The sequence below is a fragment of the Spongiibacter marinus genome (assembly GCF_016906995.1).
GTDB lineage: Bacteria > Pseudomonadota > Gammaproteobacteria > Pseudomonadales > Spongiibacteraceae > Spongiibacter > Spongiibacter marinus.
The window spans coordinates 1-21,971 of sequence record NZ_JAFBBD010000015.1 but is presented as its reverse complement, the minus strand read 5'-3'; the positions used below and the strand labels follow the sequence as shown (position 1 = coordinate 21,971).

Below are 21,971 nucleotides of genomic sequence, written 5' to 3'. Positions count from 1 at the left end.
GCGCTTGATGCTGATCTGATCGACGGGGAACATTGGCGAAAGCACAAATATACGCTGCTACAACAGAGCCAACTGACCAATTTGGCTGAGAAGCCTGAAAAACTGATCAAGCAAATGGCCATTGAATTGGAAACCCGCCTGTACGAAGTTGGCGAATATCTTGAACATGAAGACAACCGGAATATTATTTTGCGTAATCCGCAGGGTAGACACTTCTGGCGCTTACCTTCAGCTAGCAAACATCATCTGGTCAATAATCCCTTCTTCCAGCAAATCCCCACAACGGGTGTCGCGGATGTACTGCGTATGGTGGATCGTGACACGGGGTTCATTAACTGCTTCGCACATGTGCTGGGTTCTCAATCCAGAAGCCATGCGCATGAATATGACCTGTTGGCTATTCTGGTCGGCAATGCCACCAATCAAGGCATATACGGTATGGCGCAGATCTCTGATCGTACCTATGATCAGCTCAGCACCATCCAGGCAAACTATCTACGTTTGGAGACCTTGAATGCTGCCAACGACAACATCAATAACGCGACAGCAAAGCTACCTATCTTCCGCTACTACAATATCCAGGAGGATGTGATCCACGCCAGTGCCGACGGCCAAAAGTTCGAAGCCCGGCGCGAGACCTTCAAAACCCGTTACTCGTCAAAGTACTTCGGCACACAAAAAGGTGTTTCTGCCATGACCCTAATCGCCAATCACGCTGCTATTAATGCGAGGGTAATCGGCGCCAACGAGCATGAATCGCACTACATTTTCGATTTGCTGATGAGCAATACATCAGACCTCATTCCGGAGGTGCTCTCGACCGATACCCATGGGGTGAACCATGTGAACTTCGCATTGCTGGATCTGTTCGGATACCAGTTTGCCCCGCGCTATGCCCAGGTTGGTAAAGTGATCAATGACATGTTTGATGTCAAGGAAGACAAAGAGCATAGAATACAGCTGCGCTTGAAAAAGCCTATTAATACGCATCGGATTGCACAGCACTGGGATACCATTCAACGCATTGCAGTATCGCTTAAACAGCGGAAAACAACCCAAGCAACATTGGTAAGAAAGCTCTCGGGCTACAAGCACAACCATCCGTTACTGGAAGCCCTGACGGAATACAACCGCCTGGTGAAAGCGAACTATCTACTGTGCTACATCGATGATGCCAGCTTACGAACTTATGTTCAGCGCGCACTAAACCGTGGAGAGGCCTATCACCAATTGCGCCGGGCCGTGAGTAACATCAATAGCGATCAATTCCGAGGCAGTTCAGACGAAGAAATCCAGCTATGGAACGAATGCGCTCGTTTGGTCACCAATGCCATAATCTATTTCAACTCCAGGATACTCAGCCAGCTGCTGACCAGCTTCGAATACCACGGAGACACCAAACGAACAGGAATCGTCAAACAGGCATCCCCTGTGGCTTGGCATAACATCAACTTCAAGGGGACTTACAACTTCGAATTGGGTGAAAAATTGCCAGATCTGGAGGAGCTGATGTGCTCAATCGAGGGATATTTACCCGTCAGCGAAAAGTAATACCCCTCTGGAGGCCATAGATGGCGGGGCTTCCAGAGCACTTTGTCGTTTTTGGACGGAAAACCCCTAGAACCCCTACATTGGACGCTGTAATACCACCTTTAGCTTGCACGCGAAACCTATCGTTAGTTTTATTACGGATACTGTCTACATTCGCGATATCAATGAGTACATCCGACATCAACTCTTTATCACCTAACAGAAAAAGTAGCTGATCAATTGAATCCAGATAGTGGCTATATTCGGACAGAATAAAGGGATAAGGAAGCGCTAATCCGGCATTACAATCAGCATCTTTAATCTGAATTAGCGACTGATCGATACTGGCTACGGTTTCTGGGCATATCGTTATACTTGTAGCACCGGCCTTCACATAGGACTCAATCAACTCTGATGATGTCTCTCCGATTAAGTGTATATCAATCGGACATTTAACTCCGTGGTCTCGCAATGCCCTAGAGATTTTGCAGCCTATAGATCGAGAATCAATACAATTACTTTCTATGTGAATAACATCGACTCCCGCCATGAGGACTTGATCGACCTCATCCGCAATTCTCAGGATGTCATTTTCTAAAATAGACGTAGCTATTAGATAGCGTTTCATAGTGGCTCTACATCAATGCGACAAATAAAAAATAATGCGTACCTCCCATGACACACACCCACTAGCCGATAAGGTTCATAATGTAGCTATGTAGGAGGTAACCGATACCAAGCAAACCGAGCCCTGTGATATAAGGCACCCAAAAACCCCAACCGAATTTCTCTGCAAAAAAGGGGTATACGGATTTAATGGTTGATGGGGCATCTTCACCCCACCAACCTGATACCACCCTCAGATGGTTGATAGATCGACCCCGTAGTTGAGTTCCTCTGCGAAGTCCGGCAGTCCGTAACCGATGGTTTTCTTGTGGAACGGAGAGACCTTTGCAGTCGGGGGCTTCTTCTTGTGCTTCGTGGTGTACAGCATTCGTGCCCGCATCACCTCGAAGGAGTAACCGCGCCCTTCACGGTTCTTGTCCTTGGCCAGTCGGTTGATGGACTCCGTGTAAGCGTTGGTGACGGGCATGTCCGTCTCGAAGTAGGTCATGGTCTCTTCGCGCCAGTTTCCCACTGCCCTGACCAGATCGCTCCAGACTTCCTTTTGGCCCTTCGGGATGGTGGCTATCCACTCGTCCAGGGCGGCTTCTGCCTGGAGCCGTGTGGTGGCGTCCCAGATGCCGTAGAAGCGCTCCTTGTGCTCGTAGGCGGCCAGCAGTTGCGGGAACGCGCCTGTCCAGGTCTCCATGATGAGGCGCTCCCGGTCTGAGACTTCGTGAGCGCGTTTCAGCAGGATTTTCCGGTCTCCCTTGAGAGTCCGGCTCTGGGACGGTTTCAGCTCCTTTCTGAGGCCCTTGCGCACTCTCTCTAGGGCATCGTTGGCCATGCGCACCACATGGAACTTATCGACCACGATACGGGCCTGGGGCAGCACAGCCTTGACCGCTGCCCGGTAGGGGTTCCACATGTCCATGCTGACGATCTCGACCTTCTGCCGGTCTTTCAGCTTCATCAGGTAGTTGGTCACCACGTCCTGGCGGCGGGTGGCCAGCAGGTCGAGCAGGGTTCGCTCCTCAATGTTGGTCAGAATGCAGCGGTAGCGCTTGTTCAGGTATAGCTCGTCAATGCCCAGGATGCGGGGCGTCTCGAAGCGGTGCCAGCGCCCCAGGAACTCGGCGCGGGCGTTGAAGATGTCGCGCACCGTCTTCTCGTCCAGGCCGGTCTGTGCCGCCACAAAGGTGTAGGGGTGGTTGAAGGATTCCTTCTCCACGTACTCATGCAGCCGCAGTGTCATACGGAATCCGTCCACCATCTCCGGTAGCTGGGGCCTGAATGTTGTCTTGCAGGCCCGGCAGGTGTATCGGCGGCGGACCACCCAGAGAGTGACCCGCTTGCCGTGGATGGGCAGATCACGATAGGGAACATCACGCTTGCCGAACCGCACGAACTCACCCTGCACGCCGCATTCCTCGCAGGCAATGGGATCGGGCACGTCCACCTGAAAGTGCATTTCGTCGTCGGTGGATTTGCAGCCCAGCACCTGGTACTTAGGCAGGTGCAGGATGTTGTCGGGCATTTCGGTCATGCGGTGTTCTCCTCATGGTGGAAGCTCCATAGCTATTGCGACAGATTCCCATTAATCATCAGTGTGGCGCAGTACGGGTTTGGCAGACTGCGCCGTAAAGGGAAGAAGAACCGGTCAATGCAAGGGACTATCGCCAAGTGTGGAAACCTGTCCTTTCCTGGCGTTGACAAGTACGGCCACGATGATGGCTGCGATGCCAAGAGCAACCCCGCTCGCCGCAAGTCCCAAGCCATAACCCTGAATCAGCGCATCACCGGCTGACTGCACCAGTTCGGCATCGCCGACTTCCCGACCGCGATACAGAGAAGCAAATGCCTCGGGCATCCGACTGGCCGTGACGGAGACAGAAATGCTCGAAAGGATAGCCAGCCCCAACGCAACACCAATCTGTTGCGACGCGTTGAACAACGCCGATGCGATGCCGGTCTCCTGTGCTTGCACACCCTTCACGGCCGTCAATGCCAGCGCAATGACCGCTCCCACGAAACCGAAGGCGGTGAGGAAGGCGGCTGGCATGAAGTGCCAGCTATAGTCGAGTTGTTGCCCGATGGTCGAAAGCCAGAACAATGCAGCGCTAGCGACCAGCGCAGCCGGAGCTGAGACCTCGCGCGGCGTAAAGCGCATGACAAGCTTTGAACTGACAACAGCACCAATGATGATACCCACCCCAAAGGGCAGAAACGCCATGGCGGTCAGGGTCGGGCTATAGCTGAGGATGTGCTGCAAATAGAGCGTCAGCAAATAGATCATGCCCATGGGGCCGAAGCCCAGCAGCAGCATGGCCAGGTACGAATCGGATCGGTTGCGATCCTTGAACAAGCGGAGCGGCAAAAGTGGATCACTGCTGCGCGACTGTAAAACCAAGAACAGCGGCAGCAGGATAGCCGTAGTGGCGAATGCAATGAGCGTAATGCCATCGGTCCAGCCATGTTCACCACCACGGGTAATTCCATAGACGAGTGCTGCCATGCCGATGATGCTGGAAAGCGCTCCCGTCAGGTCGGGGCGTCCCTTGTGCAATTCCGCTTCGACAAGTGTTCTCGAACCAGCGAGCACCGCCAAACCGATGGGTACATTGATGAAGAACGCCCAACGCCAGCCAAGCAGGCCTGTCAGAAATCCTCCAAGAATCAATCCAGCAATAATGCCAAGGCCAGACCGAGTGGGCGCTCTGGTCTGCCTGAGTGAGAAGGGGATTCTGTGGACATCGATTAACTCCTTTGTGTTTAGTGCGATTACCGAACACCGGTTGCGCTGACTTTTCACAAAAGGGTAATCGTTCCAATGGTTGGAAGGTCAAGGCTGCGTTTGCATGCCTTGCACAGAGAGACTGTCGGCATCGGCCAGGTCTTATCAATAGCCGTGCATTTGGCAGCCCGTCGGCACAGAGCACTCGACAAATCAAAGTCTGAGGCTCCGCAGTTGACCTTACCAGCGTTGGAAAGACTAGATTGGTCGCTGGGACGATCAGGTTCCTCAATTCTCTGATTCTGTGAAGGAGTTCGATATGTATCGATTCAACGTTAACGGCATGACCTGTGGCCACTGCACATCCGCCGTCGAAAAAGCCATTAAAAGTATCGACCCACAGGCGGAAGTATCTACAGATATAGAACACGCCGAGGTCACCGTGCGCAGCCAGGTCAATGAGGCGCGTATCAGTGATGCCATCCGCGAGGCTGGGTACGATAATCAGCACCTTGCCGGGTAATCATTCAGGTCAGGGCAAGGACGCCGCTTCTGAAGTAGACGCGTCAGCGCTTCTCTTTCCCGCGACGTTGCGTGCAATTGGGTTCAATCCCGATAGCCCCGAAGCGCGTGGAATTAAGTTCTCGCTCACCCTTAGGCGTTCCTTTCACTACGCCATCCCCGGCCAGACCGCTGATAATCGGGCAGTCCGGCCGAGCGTCGCCCTGGCAGTTTTCCGCCAGGTGCTTGAGTGCACGGCTCATTTCCTGGAGTTTGCGCGCCTTGAGCTCAAGCTCCGCGACATGCTCAAGCGCAAGACGTTTGACGTCGGCGCTCGCACGACCCCGGTCGCGCCAGAGCGCAACCAGTTCATTCATCTGCGCCACCGAAAACCCGAGATCCCGTGCGCGCCGGATGAAGCGCAGGGTTTGCACATCCTTGTCCGAGTAATCCCTGTATCCAGCTTCGGTTCGCAACGCTTCCGGAATCAAGCCGATCGATTCGTAGTAGCGGATCATCTTCGCCGATACACCCGATGCCTCCGCTGCCTTTCCAATATTCATAGCCATGCCTCTCCAGATAACATCAAGCCTGCACTGTGGCAGGCTCGGTTGTCCTTATTTCGCTTGTGCAAATTCCACCTGTCTCTGCGACACGTCGTTGTCGTCCGTCCCCATGGGTGAGCGGAAATGACGCAACCTCAGTGCATTGCCGAGTACAAACACCGACGACAGTGCCATGGCGCCGGCAGCGAAGACGGGCGAAAGCAGGATGTCGTAGGCCGGATAGAGCACACCTGCCGCGACCGGAATCAAAGCCGTGTTGTAGGCAAACGCCCAGAACAGATTTTGTCGGATGTTGTCGATGGTTGCCTTCGACAAGGCGATCGCCTTTGGCACACCTTGCAGGTTACCCGACATCAGCACCACATCAGCCGCTTCAATGGCAATGTCCGTACCTGTGCCAATGGCAAGACCTACATCCGCTTCGGCCAGAGCGGGAGCGTCGTTGATGCCATCACCGACGAACGCCACCTTGCCGTGCTCTCCCTTAAGGCGGCGCACCGCGTCGACCTTGCCGTCCGGTAGCACTTCCGCCACCACCTCGTCGATCCCGAGTCGCGCCGCGATGGCCTTGGCCGTGTGGACGTTGTCGCCGGTGATCATCGCGACCTTGAGCCCGAGATCGTGCAGGGCCTTGATGGCAGCAGGCGTCGTTTCCTTGATCGGGTCAGCAACGGCGATAATCGCCGCAAGCTTGCCCTCTATCGCAGCATAGAGCGGAGACTTACCCTCGTCGCCGAGGCGTTTGGCGACCTTGGAGAACGCCGCCACGTCGTGACCGAGTTCGCTCATGTAGCGGTCAGCACCTATCTCGACCCGCTTGCCACCGGCCTCAGCCTTCACGCCAAAACCCGTCACCGATTCGAAGTTCGACACGTCCGGCAGTGAGATGTTCTCCGCGGCGGCGGCGTTCACGATCGCACGGGCGATCGGGTGTTCGGATTTGGCCTCGATGGCCGCGACCAGAGCCAACACGTCTACGTGCTCGAATCCGGTGGCCAATTCCAGATCGGTGAGAGCGGGTTTGCCTTCCGTCAACGTGCCCGTCTTGTCAACGGCAACGACCTTGGCATCTTTCAACAACTGGAGTGCTTCACCCTTGCGGAAGAGCACGCCCAGCTCGGCACCGCGGCCAGTGCCGACCATGATCGAGGTCGGTGTGGCCAGCCCCATGGCGCAAGGGCAGGCGATGATCAGCACCGCGACGGCGTTGACCAGCGCGAAAGTGAGCGCGGGCGACGGGCCGAACCACATCCATGTCCCGAAGGTGAGAATCGCTGCCACAAACACCGCAGGCACGAAATACATCGTCACCTTGTCGACCAGCGCCTGGATTGGCAGCTTCGACCCCTGCGCTTCTTCCACCATGCGGATGATCTGCGACAGAACGGTGTTGCCGCCGACAGCCGTCGCACGGATGGCGAATGCGCCTTTCTGGTTCACCGTTCCGGCCACGACCTCGCTGCCGTGCTTCTTGGAGACGGGGATCGGTTCTCCCGTGATCATCGATTCATCGACATAGCTTTCGCCTTCGATGAGTTCGCCATCCACCGGAATGCGATCGCCGGGACGAACCTCGACGATATCTCCCGACAAGACGGAGTCGATCGGCAGTTCGATCGACTTATCGTCCCGACGCACCCGTGCCATTTTGGCCTGAAGCCCGACAAGACGCTTGATCGCCTCGGAGGTGCGTCCCTTGGCGCGAGCCTCCAGCAACCGGCCGAGCAGGATGAGAGTGACGATAACAGCGGCGGCCTCAAAGTAGACGTTGACGGCTCCGTCGGGCAGGAGCCCCGGCGCGAAGGTCGCCACGAGCGAATAGCCATAGGCTGCCATGGTGCCGACCGCGACCAGGGAGTTCATGTCGGGGGCAAGCCGCCCGAGGGCCGGAAACCCCTTGTGGTAAAAGCGGATGCCCGGCACGAACAGAACGATGGTTGTCAACACGAACTGGAGATACCAATTCGTCTCCATGCCGATCGTTGAGGCAATCAGGTCGTGCATGCCAGGAATGAGGTGTGAGCCCATCTCCAGAATGAAGACAGGCACGGTCAACACCGCTGCAATCGTGAAATCACGTGTCAGTCCACGGCGTTCCGCGTCCTTCTTCTCGGTGCGCTCATCGGTCTCGCCCCGACGGCTACCCGTAGCAGCCGCGATTACCCTGGCATCATATCCCGCGTTCTCGATAGCCGTCACCAAGGCGGTCGCATCGGCGCTGCCCTGGATCGTGGCTCTTTCAGTCGCAAGGTTGACAACGGCACTGGTGACGCCGGGCACAGCCTTGAGCGCCTTTTCGACGCGACCGACACAGGACGCGCAGGTCATACCTTCGATGGAAAGCTCTGTGGTCTCAGCTGGCACCGAATAGCCAGCTTTCTCGATAGCGTTGATGAGTGATCCGCGGTCGAGTGGCGAAGCGGACTGGATATCGGCACGTTCGGTCACCAGGTTCACCGTAACAGTGTCAACGCCCTCGACCTTCTTGAGTTCAGCCTCCACGCGCCCGACGCAGGAAGCGCAACTCATACCTTCGATGGGAAAGCTTGTCACCGTCACAGCCGACGGATTCAATTTGTCTTGAGTATGCATCATTCGTCTTCTCCACAAGCATCTCCTGATGATATTCCAGAAAGATAAACCTTCCTATTGTGGGAGGGTCAAGCGCTAAATTTCCTGATGCATAGTTACCACACCCAGTACTTACGGGAACATCGAATCCGGGTTTAGGTTGAAAACTCCATACGAGTGTTGTCAGCAGTCAGTGGCACATCGGACAAATTCGCGCTAAGGGAGCGTTCGAGGTAGACAGAAGGATGCGCGATGAATTCTCTAGTACCACAATCCTTACGCATTTGTTCCAGGCCTCGCCAACCAGTTTTTCCGTTGGGAAAGTGTAATCTGTGATTGCACGCCAAAGAGAAAATCAACCAGCTAATCCGAATACCCAAAAAAGAAAGGCATAAAGAACAGGTAGGACACAGGTACCCCCACCATCACACTCTTGGCCAGGGTGATGGACGTGTCAGCGCTTCGATGCTCTAGGTAGGAAAACAGCAGTGCCAGGATAGAAACCATGGGAAGGGCGATAATAAAGCCTGCCAACTCAGGTTTCTTTCCAGATAACCAAGAGGTAAACGCAATAATGAGTGCGGCGGCAAAGACCTTGATTATCGCCTCCATAACTACTCCTTATTCACACCGGAAAACTTGCCCGTATCGTTAACGTCGTACAGTTCACCCGCAGCGGAGATCAGCATGTAAGTGGTGTCACTCTCCTGCGGGTTATAGGCCTTGACGACAAAGTAGCCGCGACCGCGTTCAACGATTTCGATATTGCTTGCATCAAGCTTTGCCCAGGTCGGTTTCAGTTTGCCGATAGCCAGGCCATGCTCCACCGACGACAGCTGCCCGAGGGCTCGCTGGGCAATCTCGACAACCTGATCTTCACTCACTTGTTTGTGACCCCCGCCGTGGGCCATCCCCAGGGAAGAGGCTGACATCAAAAATAGAATCAGTACGGTTTTGTATAGCTTCATTGAATTTCTCCTGTTGACGTATCATTCAGTGGCTGTGATAAGAGTTACCGTCGTGACTGTGTTGGGTCTTATCCCGAGCTGGATTGATATCAATAGCTGTGTTGGTATCAGTAGTTGCACTGGCAGTCGGCACATTCGGTTTCTTACCTGTTCCCGTGTCCAACAATTTTTTTAGTGCTGCCGGACGATTCGGATAATCCAACTCCGCCATATCCTCATGTACATGGGAGTGATCGTCCTTGTTGAGCGGGAAATCATCCGGGTATTTGCTGTGCATATAACCATGCAGTTGGAATATCAGCAGGAACAGGCCGGTCGCCATCAGGCCAACATTAGACGCTGCGGCAAATCGGGTGAAACTCTTGCGCGTGCGCCAGGCAGATAGGACGACCAGCATGATGGCCAGTGCGGCGATCTGGCCCAGCTCGACACCAACATTGAAGGCCAGGATCTTGCCAACCAGCCCTTCCGCACCCAGTGGCAACTGCTGCAGGCGAGTTGACAAACCAAAGCCGTGAATCAATCCGAAACCGAACACCATCCAGAGCAAGCTGGGCGGTTGGGTTTTCAGGTAGCGCTTGAAACCATCCAGATTATCGAAGGCCTTGTAACACACCGTCAGTGCAATCACAGCATCGATCAAAAAGTAATTGATCTTAATACCTGCCAGGGTTGCAAACACCAGCGTGATCGAATGGCCAATGGTGAAGGCGGTGATGAACTTGACGATCTCGGTGAACCGGGTCAGAAAGAACATCACCCCAAACAGGAACAGCAGGTGGTCATAGCCGGTGATCATATGGATAGCACCGAGTTCTACAAACTCGAAGTAACTGGCGTTCAGCGCTCTGGCTTGATCTTCCGCCGACATGCCGTGCCCGAAGGCCAGAGTGCTGGCCAGAACGGCAACGGCGACTAATAACAACTTATACATAAGGCGTTTAATCCTCCAATTATTGAGTAACGGGGGTTTCAGGTTGAGAAACAATTTTTTCGGGGCGCTGCAATATGCGGTACAGCGCTGGCAATACAAACAGGGTTAGCAAGGTTGATGAAATCACACCGCCGATGACCACCGTGGCCAGCGGTCGTTGCACTTCGGAGCCTATGCCGGTATTCAAGGCCATCGGCACAAAACCCAGCGAAGCTACCAGCGCGGTGGTAATAACCGGGCGCAGACGGGTTAAAGCGCCGCTGACGATTGCCTCGTCGATGCCCATGCCGTCCTTAATCAACTCACGGATAAAGGACACCATCACCAGCCCGTTGAGAATGGCGATACCCGACAGCGCGATAAAGCCAACCGCCGCCGAGATAGAGAACGGAATATCCCTCAAGGCCAGCGCCAATACACCACCGGTCAGCGCCAGCGGAATACCGGTGAAGATCACCATGGCATCCTTGAAAGAGCGCAGCGCCAACAGCAACAGGCCGACAATCATCACCAACGTTGCTGGCACCACCACCATCAGGCGATTGGACGCCGATTGCAGGCTTTGGTAGGTGCCGCCGTACTCCACCCAATAACCGGCCGGAATATCCACACGACTGTTAACAGCTGCCTGCACATCTTCCACAAAGGAGCCCAGGTCACGACCACGAACATTGGCAGTAACCACCACACGGCGCTTGCCATTTTCGCGGTTGACCTGGTTGAGGCCGTCCACGTATTCAAAGTCGACCAGTTCATTCAGGGGCACATAGCGTTCGCCGCTAACTTGTATCGGTAGCGAGCCAAGGCTGTCGAGGTCACTGCGACGTTGCTCGGGCAATCTGACGGTAATGTCAAAACTGCGATCACCTTCGTAGAACAGGCTCGACACCTGACCGCCGATAGCAACTGCCAGCTGATCCTGCAAAGAACGCAGTGTGACTTTGTAGTGCGCCATCTCATCACTGCGCGGCACTATTGTCAGGAATGGCAGGCCCTTGGTCTGCTCCACCTGGATATCCACAATACCCTCGACGTCAGCAATGGCCTCTTCGATAGCGCCGCCGACTTCCGCCAGCCTGTCGAGCTCATCACCAAACACCTTGATCGCCAGCTCTGCACGAACACCTGACAGCAGTTCGTTAAAACGCATCTGGATCGGTTGCAGGAACTCATAGCGGTTACCGGGTATGTCGCTGACCAATGCATCAAGCTCTTTAACAATCTCCGCCTTCGGCTTGCCGGAGTCCGGCCACTCAGAGCGGGGCTTGAGAATGATAAAGTTATCCGCCACGCTGGGGGGAACAGCATCGGTAGCCACATCAGCGGTACCCATCTTGGCGAATACCCGCTCGACTTCCGGCAGTTCCTTGATCCTCTCCTCCAACACGCGCTGGAACTCAATCGACTGCGACAACGAGGTGCCGGGTATCCGCAGGGCGTGCATGGCAATATCGCCCTCATCAAGGTTGGGCACAAACTCACTACCCAAACGGGTTGCACCCCAGCCTGAGATCAGCACCAACACCGCAGCTACAGCGACCACTAAACCGCGGGCCTTGATGGATTTCAGCAGCAAGCCCTCATAAGCATTCTGCAAGGCGTTAAAAGCTTTGTTTTCCTTCTCTTCCACCGGTTCCTTGAATAGGAAGGCAATAGCCGCCGGTACAAAGGTAATCGACAGCAACATGGCGCAGCTCAGTGCAATGACTACGGTAAGCGCCATCGGGTGGAACATCTTCCCTTCCACACCGGTCAGCGAGAAGATAGGCAGGTACACGGCGGTGATAATAAATACACCGAACAGCGCTGGTCTGATCACTTCCTTAGTGGCGCTATAAACAACTTCGAGCCGCTCAGACAAAGACATAGATCGGCCGCTTTTAGCCTCTATACCCAGACGCCGCAGACAGTTTTCAACAATGATAATGGCACCATCGACCAGCAGACCGAAGTCCAGCGCCCCCAAGCTCATCAGGTTAGCGCTGACGCGCGTCTGCACCATGCCAGTGATGGTCATCAGCATGGCGATGGGGATAACCGCTGCGGTCAGCAGTGCCGCGCGCACGTTGCCCAGCAGGAAGAACAGGATCACAATAACCAGCAGCGCACCTTCCAGCAGGTTGGTCTGCACGGTTGTTAAGGTCTTGTCCACCAGCTTGGTACGGTCATAAACCGCCGTTGCCACAATGCCTTCCGGCAGACTGGCATTAACGGCCTGCAGTTTTTCCGCCACACCTTTGGCGACGGTGCGACTGTTTTCACCCACCAGCATAAAGACGGTGCTCATCACCACCTCGCGGCCGTTTTGGGTGGCAGCACCGGAGCGCAGCTCCTGTCCTTCTTGAACATCGGCCAGGTCTTTCACCCGCACCGGCACCGCATCAAATGTACGCACCAGGATATTGCCGATTGCCTCCAGGCTACCGGCCTGCCCCGGTACCCGTAGCAACAGCTGAGCACCTTTTTTCTCCACAAAACCGACACCACGGTTTTCATTGTTCTCGGCAATCGCCGCGATCAATTCCTGTTGGGTAACCTGATAAAACAGCAGCTTTTCCGGCTTGATAGCCACCTGGATTTCACGCTTAAAGCCACCGATTGGGTTGACTTCGACCACACCGGGTACTCGCAGTAGCTGTGGACGGATAATCCAGTCGTGAGCGGTCCGCAAATCGGTAGGCGTGATCAATGAACCGTCTTCCTTGGTTGCACCGGGTTCGGCATCGACGGTGAACATAAAGATCTCACCCAACCCCGTAGCAATCGGCCCCAACTCCGGGTCCATTGAACTAGGCAGCTTAGCCTTGGCCGTCGATAGACGTTCATTGACTAACTGGCGGGCAAAATAAATATCGGTATCGTCACTGAAGATGATCGTTACCTGGGACAGGCCATAGCGGGACACCGAACGCGTGTATTCGAGATTCGGCAATCCGGCCATCGCGGTTTCAATCGGAAAAGTGACCCGTTGCTCGACTTCAAGCGGGGTATAACCGGACGCCTCGGTGTTGATCACCACTTGGACATTGGTAATATCCGGCACCGCATCAATCGGCAGGCGGGTAAAATTCCAGGCCCCCAATGCGCACAGAAAAAGTACCGCGACCATTATCAGCGTGCGGCCATTCAGCGATGACCGCAGTATCATGTCTAACATAAGAACCTCGTGGTCGTGGGATTAGTGATCGTGGGAAGCGCCGGACTTGTCGATGTCGGCCTTGATGACATAGCTGTTGCTGGTCACGTACTCGGTACCGGTCTCAAGCCCGCCCAGCACTTCGGCCCATTCACCGGCCTGCGCGCCGAGTTCCAGCATGCGAACTTCATAGGTTTCACCCACTTTGGCGTAAACCACCTGGAAATCGCGGAAGGCCTGGATGCCATCGCGTTTGACCGATAGCGAAACATCGTAACGGGCAACCGTAATACGGCCGTGAACAAAAGCGCCTGGGCTGAATACGCCCGCAGCGTTATCAATCGCTATCCGTACCGGAAAGCCCCGCCCCTCGATGATTTCTGCCCCGATGTAGCTAATGACACCTTCAGCCGGTTGTTCAACGCCGTCGACTTCCAGCACCACCGGACTACCCATCCGAACTTTCGAGCGGTCCTGTGGAAATACATAAATTTCGGCAACTAGTTCTCGATTGTTGATCAGGCGCAGCAAGGTCTGCCCGTCAGTTTGCTCTCCGGCGCTGACATAACGGCCGGATACCACGCCGTCAATCGGTGCTTTAATGGTGTAGGCATTCAAGCCCTGGTTGCTTTCAATGGTTACCAGTGAATCGCCTTTCTTCACCTGGCTACCCAGCTTGACATGAACTTTCTTAACAACACCGGCAAAGCGCGCCACAATGTCGCGTGTGTTTTCAACCGGATTGATCAACTCACCATAAGCGGTGATTGTCTGGTGAATGGTGCCCGGACCGGCTTTCGCCGTTTCGATACCGTTAGCTGCGGCGATGTCATCCTTAATATCCACCCGGCCCTCAAAATTGTCATAGGCCCAGCGGTAAGTCTTGCCCTGATAGTCGGCATTCAGTTCCACCGCGAAGGAGTGGGGTTCATAGATGGCCATGTCACCGCGCAGATAACCCTCCTGGCGGTAGAAACCGATCCGGTCATTCACATCACCGAGGCGCTTGAGCACCACCCGAACCTTGACATCATCAGGGCTCAGGGCCTGACCGTTCATAGTGGCCCAGACCCGAAACTCCGGCGGCACGCCGTCTTCAAAAATGGCCAGCTCAATGGCAAAGCCGTCCTGTCTCAGCATGCGGCCATTGTTCGGCCCCTTTTCCACTTCTTCATAAGCCGCCGCTTCTTGGTTTTCGACGGCATAGGCTGGCGCTGACATCACAGTGCCTGTCACAATCAGAGACAGGGCTATGGCAACACCGGGTTGAATTAATCGTTTCATTAAAATTTCTCCTCAGACTCAGATGGCCACACCGGCCAGGCGCTCGATTTCGACACGGTTCAGGTGGGCCTTGAATTGCAGGTCAAGCAAGGCAGCCTGGGCTGCAAGAAGTTCCCGCTGGGCCGAGCTCCATTCTTCAAAGCTGTACTTGCCCAGCTTGTAGGCCTTCTCCGCCTCCTTTAGAGCACGCTCAATGCGCGGAATAATGTCCTGCTTAAGCGCCGCTTCAGAATCCTGATAACGCTCGAAGGAACGCACATAGTTGGCCAGTTGGGCCTCCATGCGGATACGCATTGCCTCGGCGTTAGCCCGAGAGACGGCCTGCTGGGCCGACAAAGCACTCACCTTGCCTTTGTTCCTGTCGCGACTGCCCAATGGAACGCTAAAACCTGCCACCACGCCGTAGTCATTAGTGGCCTCATAACGGCGCACCCCCGCGTTGACGCGCCACAGTGCCTTAGCTTCAGCCTTCGCAATATCAATCTTCGATTGGGCCAGTCGTTCCTCACTCAAGAACAGCTGGATATTGGGGTTCTGCGCCAAGCGCTCACGAATGGCAAACAAGTTCACTGGTTGGTCCGGCACATCCAAACTGCCCTGAACAGTGGCGAAGTCCGGCTGGAACTCGCCCCATTGGGCAGCCAGATTCTGGATGGCGGAGTCGATCTCATAGCCGACGTCATTGAGTACCAGTTTTTTCTCTGACAGGTTAGCTTGTGCGCGATATAAATCTGCATGCGGAGCCGCGCCAGCCTTCACCCGCTTGGCTACTTCGCTTTGCACACGTTCAAGCTGGGTAATCGCGTCAAGTTCCAGCTGTTTCTTTTTCTGGAAGAACAACGCGGCCAGATAGTAGCGGGCTGTTTCCGCCGCGATGTCTAGGCGTTTGACTTCCTGTTGCGCGATAAAGGTATTTTTTTGACTGCGAGCAGCGAGGGTCCGTTTGTCCAGCAACTCCCCCTCTAGCAGCCAGCTCAAGCTCAAGGTGGACTGGGCATTGTCGATGCCATTGAAATCACCAGAACCAAAAGCATCTTCGACAACGAAACTCAATTCCGGTCGCTCCCCGATGCCCGCCTGCTGGATATAACCATCAGCGCTTTTCAGCAGCTCGCGATAACCGGGTAACTCCGGGTGTTGCAGCAGCGTTTTCGTGAGCGCGTCCTGCATGGTGATAGACGCCATGCGCTCGGTTTGTGCCTGCGCAGATACCGGGAGCCAAACTATCAACGCGCAGAGCATCGTACTGATTGATATCCTACCTCTCACATAAAACCGACCCGCAATCGGTTTCTTAGGCGAAAAAAAAGGTACTTTGAGTACCGGCAGCACCACTCGATAAAACCGACTAACAATCGGTTTTAAAAATGGCAGAATAGGTGGTTTCTTCATAAGGTATTCCTAGTGAGTAAACAGAGTCTCGATGACGTGGTGAACACTATCCACGCTGAGCAAACACAATAAGGCAATGACACTGAGCAGCGCCATCATCAACACTAACGGTACGCTGCGGGCCGGTTGAGCCAGCATCAGGTACGCTACCCGCGCCTTAACCTCACTGTCACCAAAGGCGCACTTCAGAGAGGCCATATCCCCAGTCGCGCCGTAGGCCCGCATCAGTTTGGTAACTTTCAGTAATGTCATAGCCACATCAGCCCGGTTCGTCCCCTGAGACACCGCACATTCATCGGCACACTGCTCCATACACAATGACATCGCCTTGCGCATCGGCTGCGCAACACGCGAGGGAAAGAATGAAGATAGAAAGCTGAATACAAGCTTTTTCAGGGAATCTCTGCGTTCGACGTGGGCTTGCTCATGCTGCTGCACAATCTGGAGTTCGTTCTTCTCCAGCTGATCAATCAAGCCGGTGCTGATAAATACTTCAGGCACCAGAAAACCCGCCGAAAAAGCCTGGGGCACCTTGCTCTCCAGTAATTGCTCATCATTCAGCGCCAGCTTCAGCAAGCCATAAGCCCTAAGGTGAGTGGCTGCACTGCGATAGGTCTTGACCGCGACAGCAACAAATATCAGTAACAGCAACAGGGAGGGATAAGCATGCCAGCTATAAAAATTAAACGCGTTGACGTGATGCCAGTGCATCAACTGCCCGACCCAGGACACATCAACCGAGAGTGACAAAAGGAAGAAGACGGATACCCCCAAGGCAAGTAGCCAAGGGGTAGACACCGCCAACCATAGCAACCGGCGCCGACCGCTGGCATCGATAGATTGCCAGGGAGTACGAAATAAGCCGACAGCACTAACCGCTGCCACGCCAAAAAAGAAAGCGAGCGTCGCCACAGCAAAAAAATTAAGAAACAGAGCCAGGCCACCAATGATCACGCTAGCTACTCCGAGCGGGCATTATTGCGTTGTTGTTCAATCAGAGTTTCCAGCTCCGACAGTTCATCATCGGAGAGGCTGGATGACATGGAGGTAAACGCCGCGTGCAGGGCATTCTCGGTAGGCTTGAAGAAATCCTTGGTCACATCCGCAACCAGCTCGCCGATAAAAGCGTCTTTGCTCATGGCTTGGCGGTACACATAGGCATAGCCCTGCTTTTCCCGCTTGAGCAGGCCTTTTTTAAACAGGCGATCCAGTGTGCTCTGAATCGTATTCAAAGACCCGCCCCGCTTCGTCTCAAAGTAGGCATGCACCTGCTTGGCATCCGCTTCTTCATGGCTCCAGAAATACTGTAAAGCCGCTTTTTCGAGTTCTCCCAGATTCACAGAACAACCTTCAAATTAATGCTTGGATATGCGGACGATTATTGCTCATATAAAACCGACCGTCAATAGGTTTTATCTCACATCCTAAAGTCTGACTAGAATTATGAGTATAAATCACATCAAATAAGCTCGTTATCTAACATTCATAAAAGCCAATCTGGCCATCTCAGCCCAATAAATATAACCAACAAGGGCAGCGGTTTTCGTGCTCGACATTTCGCCACATTTAATCGAAAACACTGGAATAGTATTGGGCGTTGGCCAGTCGTTTCCGGGTTCGCTAATCGCTCATTCCGCTACGCGGAACTGCCGCCCTCTCACTCCCTAACGCTTCCGCCCTCCAGGCGGCTGAGCAGCTACTAGAAAATCAGCTAAATCTTGCTAAGGGGCGCTGCCCCTCGCGCCTGGCAAGTGCAAGGCTTCGCGCTTCCTCACCCGTTCAGACTCCCTCGCTTCGCTCACTCACTTAGGGGTTCTAGGGATTTTCCGTCCAAAATGCGTATTTTTGCCTACCGTGAACACCCATTTTCCCCAACCGTGAACACCAAATTTTCTCAACTGTGAACACTGAATTTTGTTTAACCGTGAACACTTTTGCCGTCAGGCAAAATTCGGTGTTCACGGTAAGCAAAATTTCTCTGTCGTAGAGTTACACCGTTTATTTACCCCCCCCTCTTGCAGGCTACGGCCATGTCCGTAACCTCCGCTCCCTTTGCCTATCCATTAGCCACAGGGAGCACCCATGACTACCACGAGGGTCACTATGATCAAACTGAAAGAAATCCTGCGTCTGAAGTACGAGGCGCAGCTATCCCTGCGGCAAATCGCTCTGTGCCTGAGCTTGTCCATCGGCGTCATCTCAAAATACCTGCAACGGGCTGAAGCGGCTGGCCTTGGATGGCCGCTGCCTGAAGGTATGAGCGATAAGGAGCTGGAAGCCCGATTGCAGCCAGGACGCACCGGAAAAGCCTTGTCCGAGATGATGGAACCTGACTTTGTAGCAATAGAGCAGGAACTGAAGCAAAAAGGCATGACACGCCAGCTGCTCTGGGAGGAGTACGCTCAAACAAATCCCGACAACCACTACAGCTACTCGCGCTTTACGGTGCTGTTCAAACGCTGGCGGAGCAAGCAGAAGCTCTCCATGCGCCAGCAGCACCGGGTTGGTGAAAAAGCTGTTTGTGGATTACTGCGGGCCAACCATGCAGGTGATCAATCCTGATACCGGTGAAGTGCGCGAGGCCCAGGTGTTTGTTGCCGTGCTGGGGGCCAGCTCGTACACCTACGCCGAAGCCACCTGGTCACAAACGCTACCAGACTGGGTGGGCTCCCATGTCCGGGCCTTTGAATTTTATGGCGGTTTACCGGAGGTGGTGGTGCCCGACAATCTGAAAAGTGCCGTCAGTAAAGCCTGTCGTTACGACCCGGACCTCAATCCCACTTACCAGCAAATGGCTGAGCATTACGGTGTTGCGGTTGTGCCGGCCCGTCCTTACAAGCCCAAGGATAAATCCAAGGCAGAGGTTGGGGTTCAGGTGGTTGAGCGCTGGATCATGATGCGCCTGAGAAAGCAGACGTTTTACACCCTGGCTTCGCTGAATCAGGCCATCAGGTTGCTGCTGGATGACCTGAATCGCCGCCCCTTTAAAAAGCGGCCTGGTTCTCGCCTGAGTCAGTTCGAACAACTCGATCAGCCGGTACTGAAACCTCTTCCTGCCACCGCCTATGAATACCGGCACGTTAAGAAGGCTCGTGTTCACCTGGACTACCACGTTGAGTATGACCGCCATTACTACTCAGTGCCTTATCAGCTAGTGAAGGAGGAAGTGATGGTGCATGCAGGAGACACGATGCTGGCGGTCTTCCATCAGGGGCAGCAGGTAGCCGTTCACCCCCGGTCACATCGGGCAGGAGGCCATACCACCGACCCAAAACACATGGCAAAAGCCCACCTCAAACATCAGGAATGGTCGCCTCAGCGCTTCTTGAGTTGGGCGGCGAGTATCGGTCAGCACACCCAGGTGGTTATCCAGCATCAGTTGGAAAGTCGGAGGCATCCAGAGCATGGATATCGGGCCTGCCTCGGCCTTCTGAGCCTCAGTAAGAAATACGGTAAGGATCGCCTTGAAGCGGCTTGTCATCGGGCCACGCACATTGGCGGCATGCACTACAAAAACATTGCTTCGATCCTCAGCAACAGCATGGACAAGGTGCCTATCGACAGCGCTGAAACTGAACCTAAGAGCACATTACCCCTGATGCACGACAACGTGCGCGGCAGTGATTACTACCACTAAATCAAACATCCACAATCCCAAAGGAATACGTTATGAACCCTCAAAACATACTGCAACAACTGCACAGCCTGCGCCTCACCGGGATGGCTGAAGCGCTATCAATGCAACTGGATCAACCGACAACTTATGAAGACCTGAGCTTCTTCGATCGTCTGAGCTTGCTTGTGAATAGCGAATCAACCAGCCGAGACAACCGCAAAATAACCCGGCTACTGAAGCAAGCCAAGCTGCGGCTGAATGCACATCCAGCGGACATTGATTATCGTGCTCGTCGCGGACTGCATAAAGACACCCTGGCGCAGTTGCTACAGTTCGATTGGATCGGGCATCACCGTAATCTTCTGATCGAAGGTGCGACGGGTACGGGTAAAACCTTCCTGGCGTGCGCTCTTGGGCGAACAGCCTGTGAGCATGGCATCTCCGTGCGCTACTTCCGTTCCAGTCGCCTGTTCGAAGCACTGACAGTTGCTCACGGCGACGGCAGCTTCGGCAAACTACTGGCTCAACTGGCCAAAACTCAGCTGCTTATCATTGATGACTGGGGGCTGGATGTGCTGACTCAACAGCAGCGTAATGACTTGTTGGAGATTATGGAAGACCGACACGGCCGAGGGGCAACGCTCATCACCAGTCAACTTCCTGTGGCGCACTGGCACGAAGCCATAGGTGATCCGACACTAGCTGACGCTATCCTCGATCGCCTGCTTCACAATGCCACTAAACTGCAACTCCAAGGGGAATCCATGCGTAAAAAGCAGGCAGAAGTTGACCAAGCGTGAACACTTCAGGTTAAATTACCGAGCCTGCGAGAAGGAAGGGTGCAGGTGTTCACGCTTCGCAAAATTCTGTGTTCACAGTTACAAAAATCCGCACAAAAACGACAAAGTGCTCTGGAAGCCCCGCCATCTAGAGGTCCGGCCGGTAAAAGTGTTGGATTTAGCCACTTCCCACATAACCATATGAAATAATTGGCTTTATTAGATTTCCAATTTAACCCGCATCGGCTTCACTTCCTTATCCAGATCCAGCTCAAAACTACCCAATCTGCCCAGATGTGCCGTGTGGTACGGAGAGAACTTGGCCATGTGGTCCCGCCTGATATCGTGCCCTTCCGCACGCAGATCGTTGAACGCCGTGGTCATTGCATTGACGTTGTAAAGAATAGCCAGGTTAGCGAGCAGGTGGTTGAACTTAACTATCTTCCCCTGCTCGTGCTTTAGGTTGGACGCTATCTTTCCGCCGTTGGCAAAGAACAACCAGCGCGCAAACTCGTTGAACTCCTCGCTTTTGCAGGTGGCTGCCTGAATCGTTTTGCGCAGTTCCAGATCGGTGATGTACTCCAGCAGAAACATCGTCCTCACCACCCGGCCCAGCTCACGAAACGCAAAATACAGTTTGTTCTTGCGGTTTTTGGTACCGAAGCGCCGCAGGATGGTTGAGGCTGTGATCTTGCCCGCTTTGATCGACATTGCTGTCCGCAGCATGTCGGGATAGTACTTCTCGATGCGGTCCCACTGAATCGGCTCATGAAACAGGGACTGAATGTGCTGGAGCACCATATTGCGATCTGGCTTATAGAAATTCAAATCCTTGATGTTACGAATGCGCGGCATCAATTTGATGCCCAGCAAATATGCCAGCCCGAATACCGGTGTTGATTGGGCTTGGGTGTCACCATACACAGTGTCCGGCTTAAAGTCGGACTCATTATTCAGTAACCCATCCAGAATATAGATCGCCTCATATACCCCGCACGGAATGAAGTGACTGAACAGCGCAATGTAGGTATCGGATACGTGGTAATAAGCAATGCCGCCAAACCGACCGTATCGCAGATGGTATTCTGATAGCAGATTATCCTCGTACAGATCCCACAATTTTCCGTCTGCCGATACGCTGTTCCCCGATCCCCAGCACTCAATCAGATTAAATTTCTTGTACGCATTGCTGACTTTGAATATGGCCTTATCCAGACGCTCAACGGTGGTACGCTTGAAGTTGAGCCAAGCTACCTGTTTGCGGCTTCTCAGCCAAATTGGTCAGTTGGCTCTGTTGTAGCAGCGTATATTTGTGCTTTCGCCAATGTTCCCCGTCGATCAGATCAGCATCAAGCGC

General features: G+C 54.1%; 16 protein-coding genes and 2 pseudogenes. 4 read left to right on the top strand and 14 right to left on the bottom strand.

Going from position 1 to position 21,971, the window contains the following annotated elements:
• Positions 1 to 1,551, top strand: a 1,551-nt coding sequence (locus HNR64_RS16540; RefSeq protein ID WP_204997508.1) for a Tn3 family transposase, incomplete at its 5' end; no start/stop codon positions are given.
• On the opposite strand, the gene HNR64_RS16535 is transcribed toward HNR64_RS16540, so the two are convergent.
• The 3 genes from HNR64_RS16535 to HNR64_RS16525 all read right to left on the bottom strand — a co-directional run bounded on the left by HNR64_RS16535 (position 1,538) and on the right by HNR64_RS16525 (position 4,945).
• Complete coding sequence (locus tag HNR64_RS16535) at positions 1,538 to 2,158, bottom strand: beta/alpha barrel domain-containing protein (protein WP_204997507.1); 621 nt, start codon at positions 2,156 to 2,158, stop codon at positions 1,538 to 1,540. The genes HNR64_RS16540 and HNR64_RS16535 overlap by 14 nt on opposite strands.
• Before the next feature lie 231 nt (positions 2,159 to 2,389).
• The gene (locus tag HNR64_RS16530; protein WP_159373550.1) at positions 2,390 to 3,679 is read right to left on the bottom strand and encodes an ISL3-like element ISPpu12 family transposase; all 1,290 of its coding nucleotides are present in this window, start codon (positions 3,677 to 3,679) and stop codon (positions 2,390 to 2,392) included.
• A gap of 114 nt (positions 3,680 to 3,793) precedes the next feature.
• Complete coding sequence (locus HNR64_RS16525) at positions 3,794 to 4,945, bottom strand: MFS transporter (RefSeq protein ID WP_204997506.1); 1,152 nt, start codon at positions 4,943 to 4,945, stop codon at positions 3,794 to 3,796.
• A 241-nt stretch (positions 4,946 to 5,186) separates the two neighbouring features.
• Between HNR64_RS16525 and HNR64_RS16520 the strand changes: the two genes are divergently transcribed.
• Positions 5,187 to 5,390: a heavy-metal-associated domain-containing protein gene (locus HNR64_RS16520; RefSeq protein ID WP_063977589.1), complete on the top strand. Its 204-nt coding sequence runs from the start codon at positions 5,187 to 5,189 to the stop codon at positions 5,388 to 5,390.
• Positions 5,391 to 5,433: 43 nt separating this feature from the next.
• On the opposite strand, the gene cueR is transcribed toward HNR64_RS16520, so the two are convergent.
• The 10 genes from cueR to HNR64_RS16470 form a co-directional block, all read right to left on the bottom strand.
• Positions 5,434 to 5,931, bottom strand: coding sequence for a Cu(I)-responsive transcriptional regulator (gene cueR / locus HNR64_RS16515; RefSeq protein ID WP_204997505.1), 498 nt, complete (start codon positions 5,929 to 5,931; stop codon positions 5,434 to 5,436).
• Positions 5,932 to 5,985: 54 nt separating this feature from the next.
• The gene (locus HNR64_RS16510) at positions 5,986 to 8,529 is read right to left on the bottom strand and encodes a heavy metal translocating P-type ATPase (protein WP_203985610.1); all 2,544 of its coding nucleotides are present in this window, start codon (positions 8,527 to 8,529) and stop codon (positions 5,986 to 5,988) included.
• 339 nt (positions 8,530 to 8,868) lie between these two features.
• A complete protein-coding gene (locus tag HNR64_RS16505) occupies positions 8,869 to 9,117 on the bottom strand; it encodes a hypothetical protein (RefSeq protein WP_204997504.1) in 249 nt (82 codons plus the stop codon).
• Positions 9,118 to 9,119: 2 nt separating this feature from the next.
• A complete protein-coding gene (locus tag HNR64_RS16500; RefSeq protein ID WP_204997503.1) occupies positions 9,120 to 9,473 on the bottom strand; it encodes a DUF6488 family protein in 354 nt (117 codons plus the stop codon).
• Positions 9,474 to 9,498: 25 nt separating this feature from the next.
• Entirely contained in the window at positions 9,499 to 10,407 is a 909-nt protein-coding gene (locus HNR64_RS16495) for a HupE/UreJ family protein (RefSeq protein ID WP_204997502.1), read from the bottom strand.
• 19 nt (positions 10,408 to 10,426) lie between these two features.
• Positions 10,427 to 13,564, bottom strand: a complete 3,138-nt coding sequence (locus HNR64_RS16490; protein WP_204997501.1) for an efflux RND transporter permease subunit — start codon at positions 13,562 to 13,564, stop codon at positions 10,427 to 10,429.
• 21 nt (positions 13,565 to 13,585) lie between these two features.
• Positions 13,586 to 14,827 carry an efflux RND transporter periplasmic adaptor subunit gene (locus HNR64_RS16485; RefSeq protein ID WP_204997500.1) on the bottom strand — a complete coding sequence of 414 codons (1,242 nt, stop codon included), beginning with the start codon at positions 14,825 to 14,827 and terminating at the stop codon, positions 13,586 to 13,588.
• An 18-nt stretch (positions 14,828 to 14,845) separates the two neighbouring features.
• Complete coding sequence (locus tag HNR64_RS16480; protein ID WP_204997499.1) at positions 14,846 to 16,012, bottom strand: TolC family protein; 1,167 nt, start codon at positions 16,010 to 16,012, stop codon at positions 14,846 to 14,848.
• Positions 16,013 to 16,228: 216 nt separating this feature from the next.
• A complete protein-coding gene (locus tag HNR64_RS16475; RefSeq protein WP_204997498.1) occupies positions 16,229 to 17,173 on the bottom strand; it encodes a M56 family metallopeptidase in 945 nt (314 codons plus the stop codon).
• A gap of 5 nt (positions 17,174 to 17,178) precedes the next feature.
• Positions 17,179 to 17,559: a BlaI/MecI/CopY family transcriptional regulator gene (locus HNR64_RS16470; RefSeq protein WP_204997497.1), complete on the bottom strand. Its 381-nt coding sequence runs from the start codon at positions 17,557 to 17,559 to the stop codon at positions 17,179 to 17,181.
• A gap of 742 nt (positions 17,560 to 18,301) precedes the next feature.
• Between HNR64_RS16470 and istA the strand changes: the two are divergent.
• Positions 18,302 to 19,856, top strand: a pseudogene (istA, locus tag HNR64_RS16465) (IS21 family transposase).
• Between the two features lie 32 nt (positions 19,857 to 19,888).
• The gene (istB, locus tag HNR64_RS16460; RefSeq protein WP_204997496.1) at positions 19,889 to 20,635 is read left to right on the top strand and encodes an IS21-like element helper ATPase IstB; all 747 of its coding nucleotides are present in this window, start codon (positions 19,889 to 19,891) and stop codon (positions 20,633 to 20,635) included.
• 198 nt (positions 20,636 to 20,833) lie between these two features.
• On the opposite strand, the pseudogene HNR64_RS16455 reads toward istB, so the two are convergent.
• Positions 20,834 to 21,880 (bottom strand): annotated as a pseudogene (locus HNR64_RS16455) (transposase); the annotation flags it as partial.
• Between the last annotated feature and the right edge of the window lie 91 nt (positions 21,881 to 21,971).

Bases quoted from the DNA above. Each gene is read 5' to 3' on its own strand.
- HNR64_RS16500 (WP_204997503.1), bottom strand. From the start codon at position 9,473: ATGAAGCTATACAAAACCGTACTGATTCTATTTTTGATGTCAGCCTCT.
- cueR (WP_204997505.1), bottom strand. From the start codon at position 5,931: ATGAATATTGGAAAGGCAGCGGAGGCATCGGGTGTATCGGCGAAGATG.
- HNR64_RS16520 (WP_063977589.1), top strand. From the start codon at position 5,187: ATGTATCGATTCAACGTTAACGGCATGACCTGTGGCCACTGCACATCC.
- istB (WP_204997496.1), top strand. From the start codon at position 19,889: ATGAACCCTCAAAACATACTGCAACAACTGCACAGCCTGCGCCTCACC.
- HNR64_RS16535 (WP_204997507.1), bottom strand. From the start codon at position 2,158: ATGAAACGCTATCTAATAGCTACGTCTATTTTAGAAAATGACATCCTG.
- HNR64_RS16480 (WP_204997499.1), bottom strand. From the start codon at position 16,012: ATGGCGTCTATCACCATGCAGGACGCGCTCACGAAAACGCTGCTGCAA.
- HNR64_RS16530 (WP_159373550.1), bottom strand. From the start codon at position 3,679: ATGACCGAAATGCCCGACAACATCCTGCACCTGCCTAAGTACCAGGTG.
- HNR64_RS16510 (WP_203985610.1), bottom strand. From the start codon at position 8,529: ATGATGCATACTCAAGACAAATTGAATCCGTCGGCTGTGACGGTGACA.
- HNR64_RS16505 (WP_204997504.1), bottom strand. From the start codon at position 9,117: ATGGAGGCGATAATCAAGGTCTTTGCCGCCGCACTCATTATTGCGTTT.
- HNR64_RS16495 (WP_204997502.1), bottom strand. From the start codon at position 10,407: ATGTATAAGTTGTTATTAGTCGCCGTTGCCGTTCTGGCCAGCACTCTG.
- HNR64_RS16485 (WP_204997500.1), bottom strand. From the start codon at position 14,827: ATGAAACGATTAATTCAACCCGGTGTTGCCATAGCCCTGTCTCTGATT.
- HNR64_RS16490 (WP_204997501.1), bottom strand. From the start codon at position 13,564: ATGTTAGACATGATACTGCGGTCATCGCTGAATGGCCGCACGCTGATA.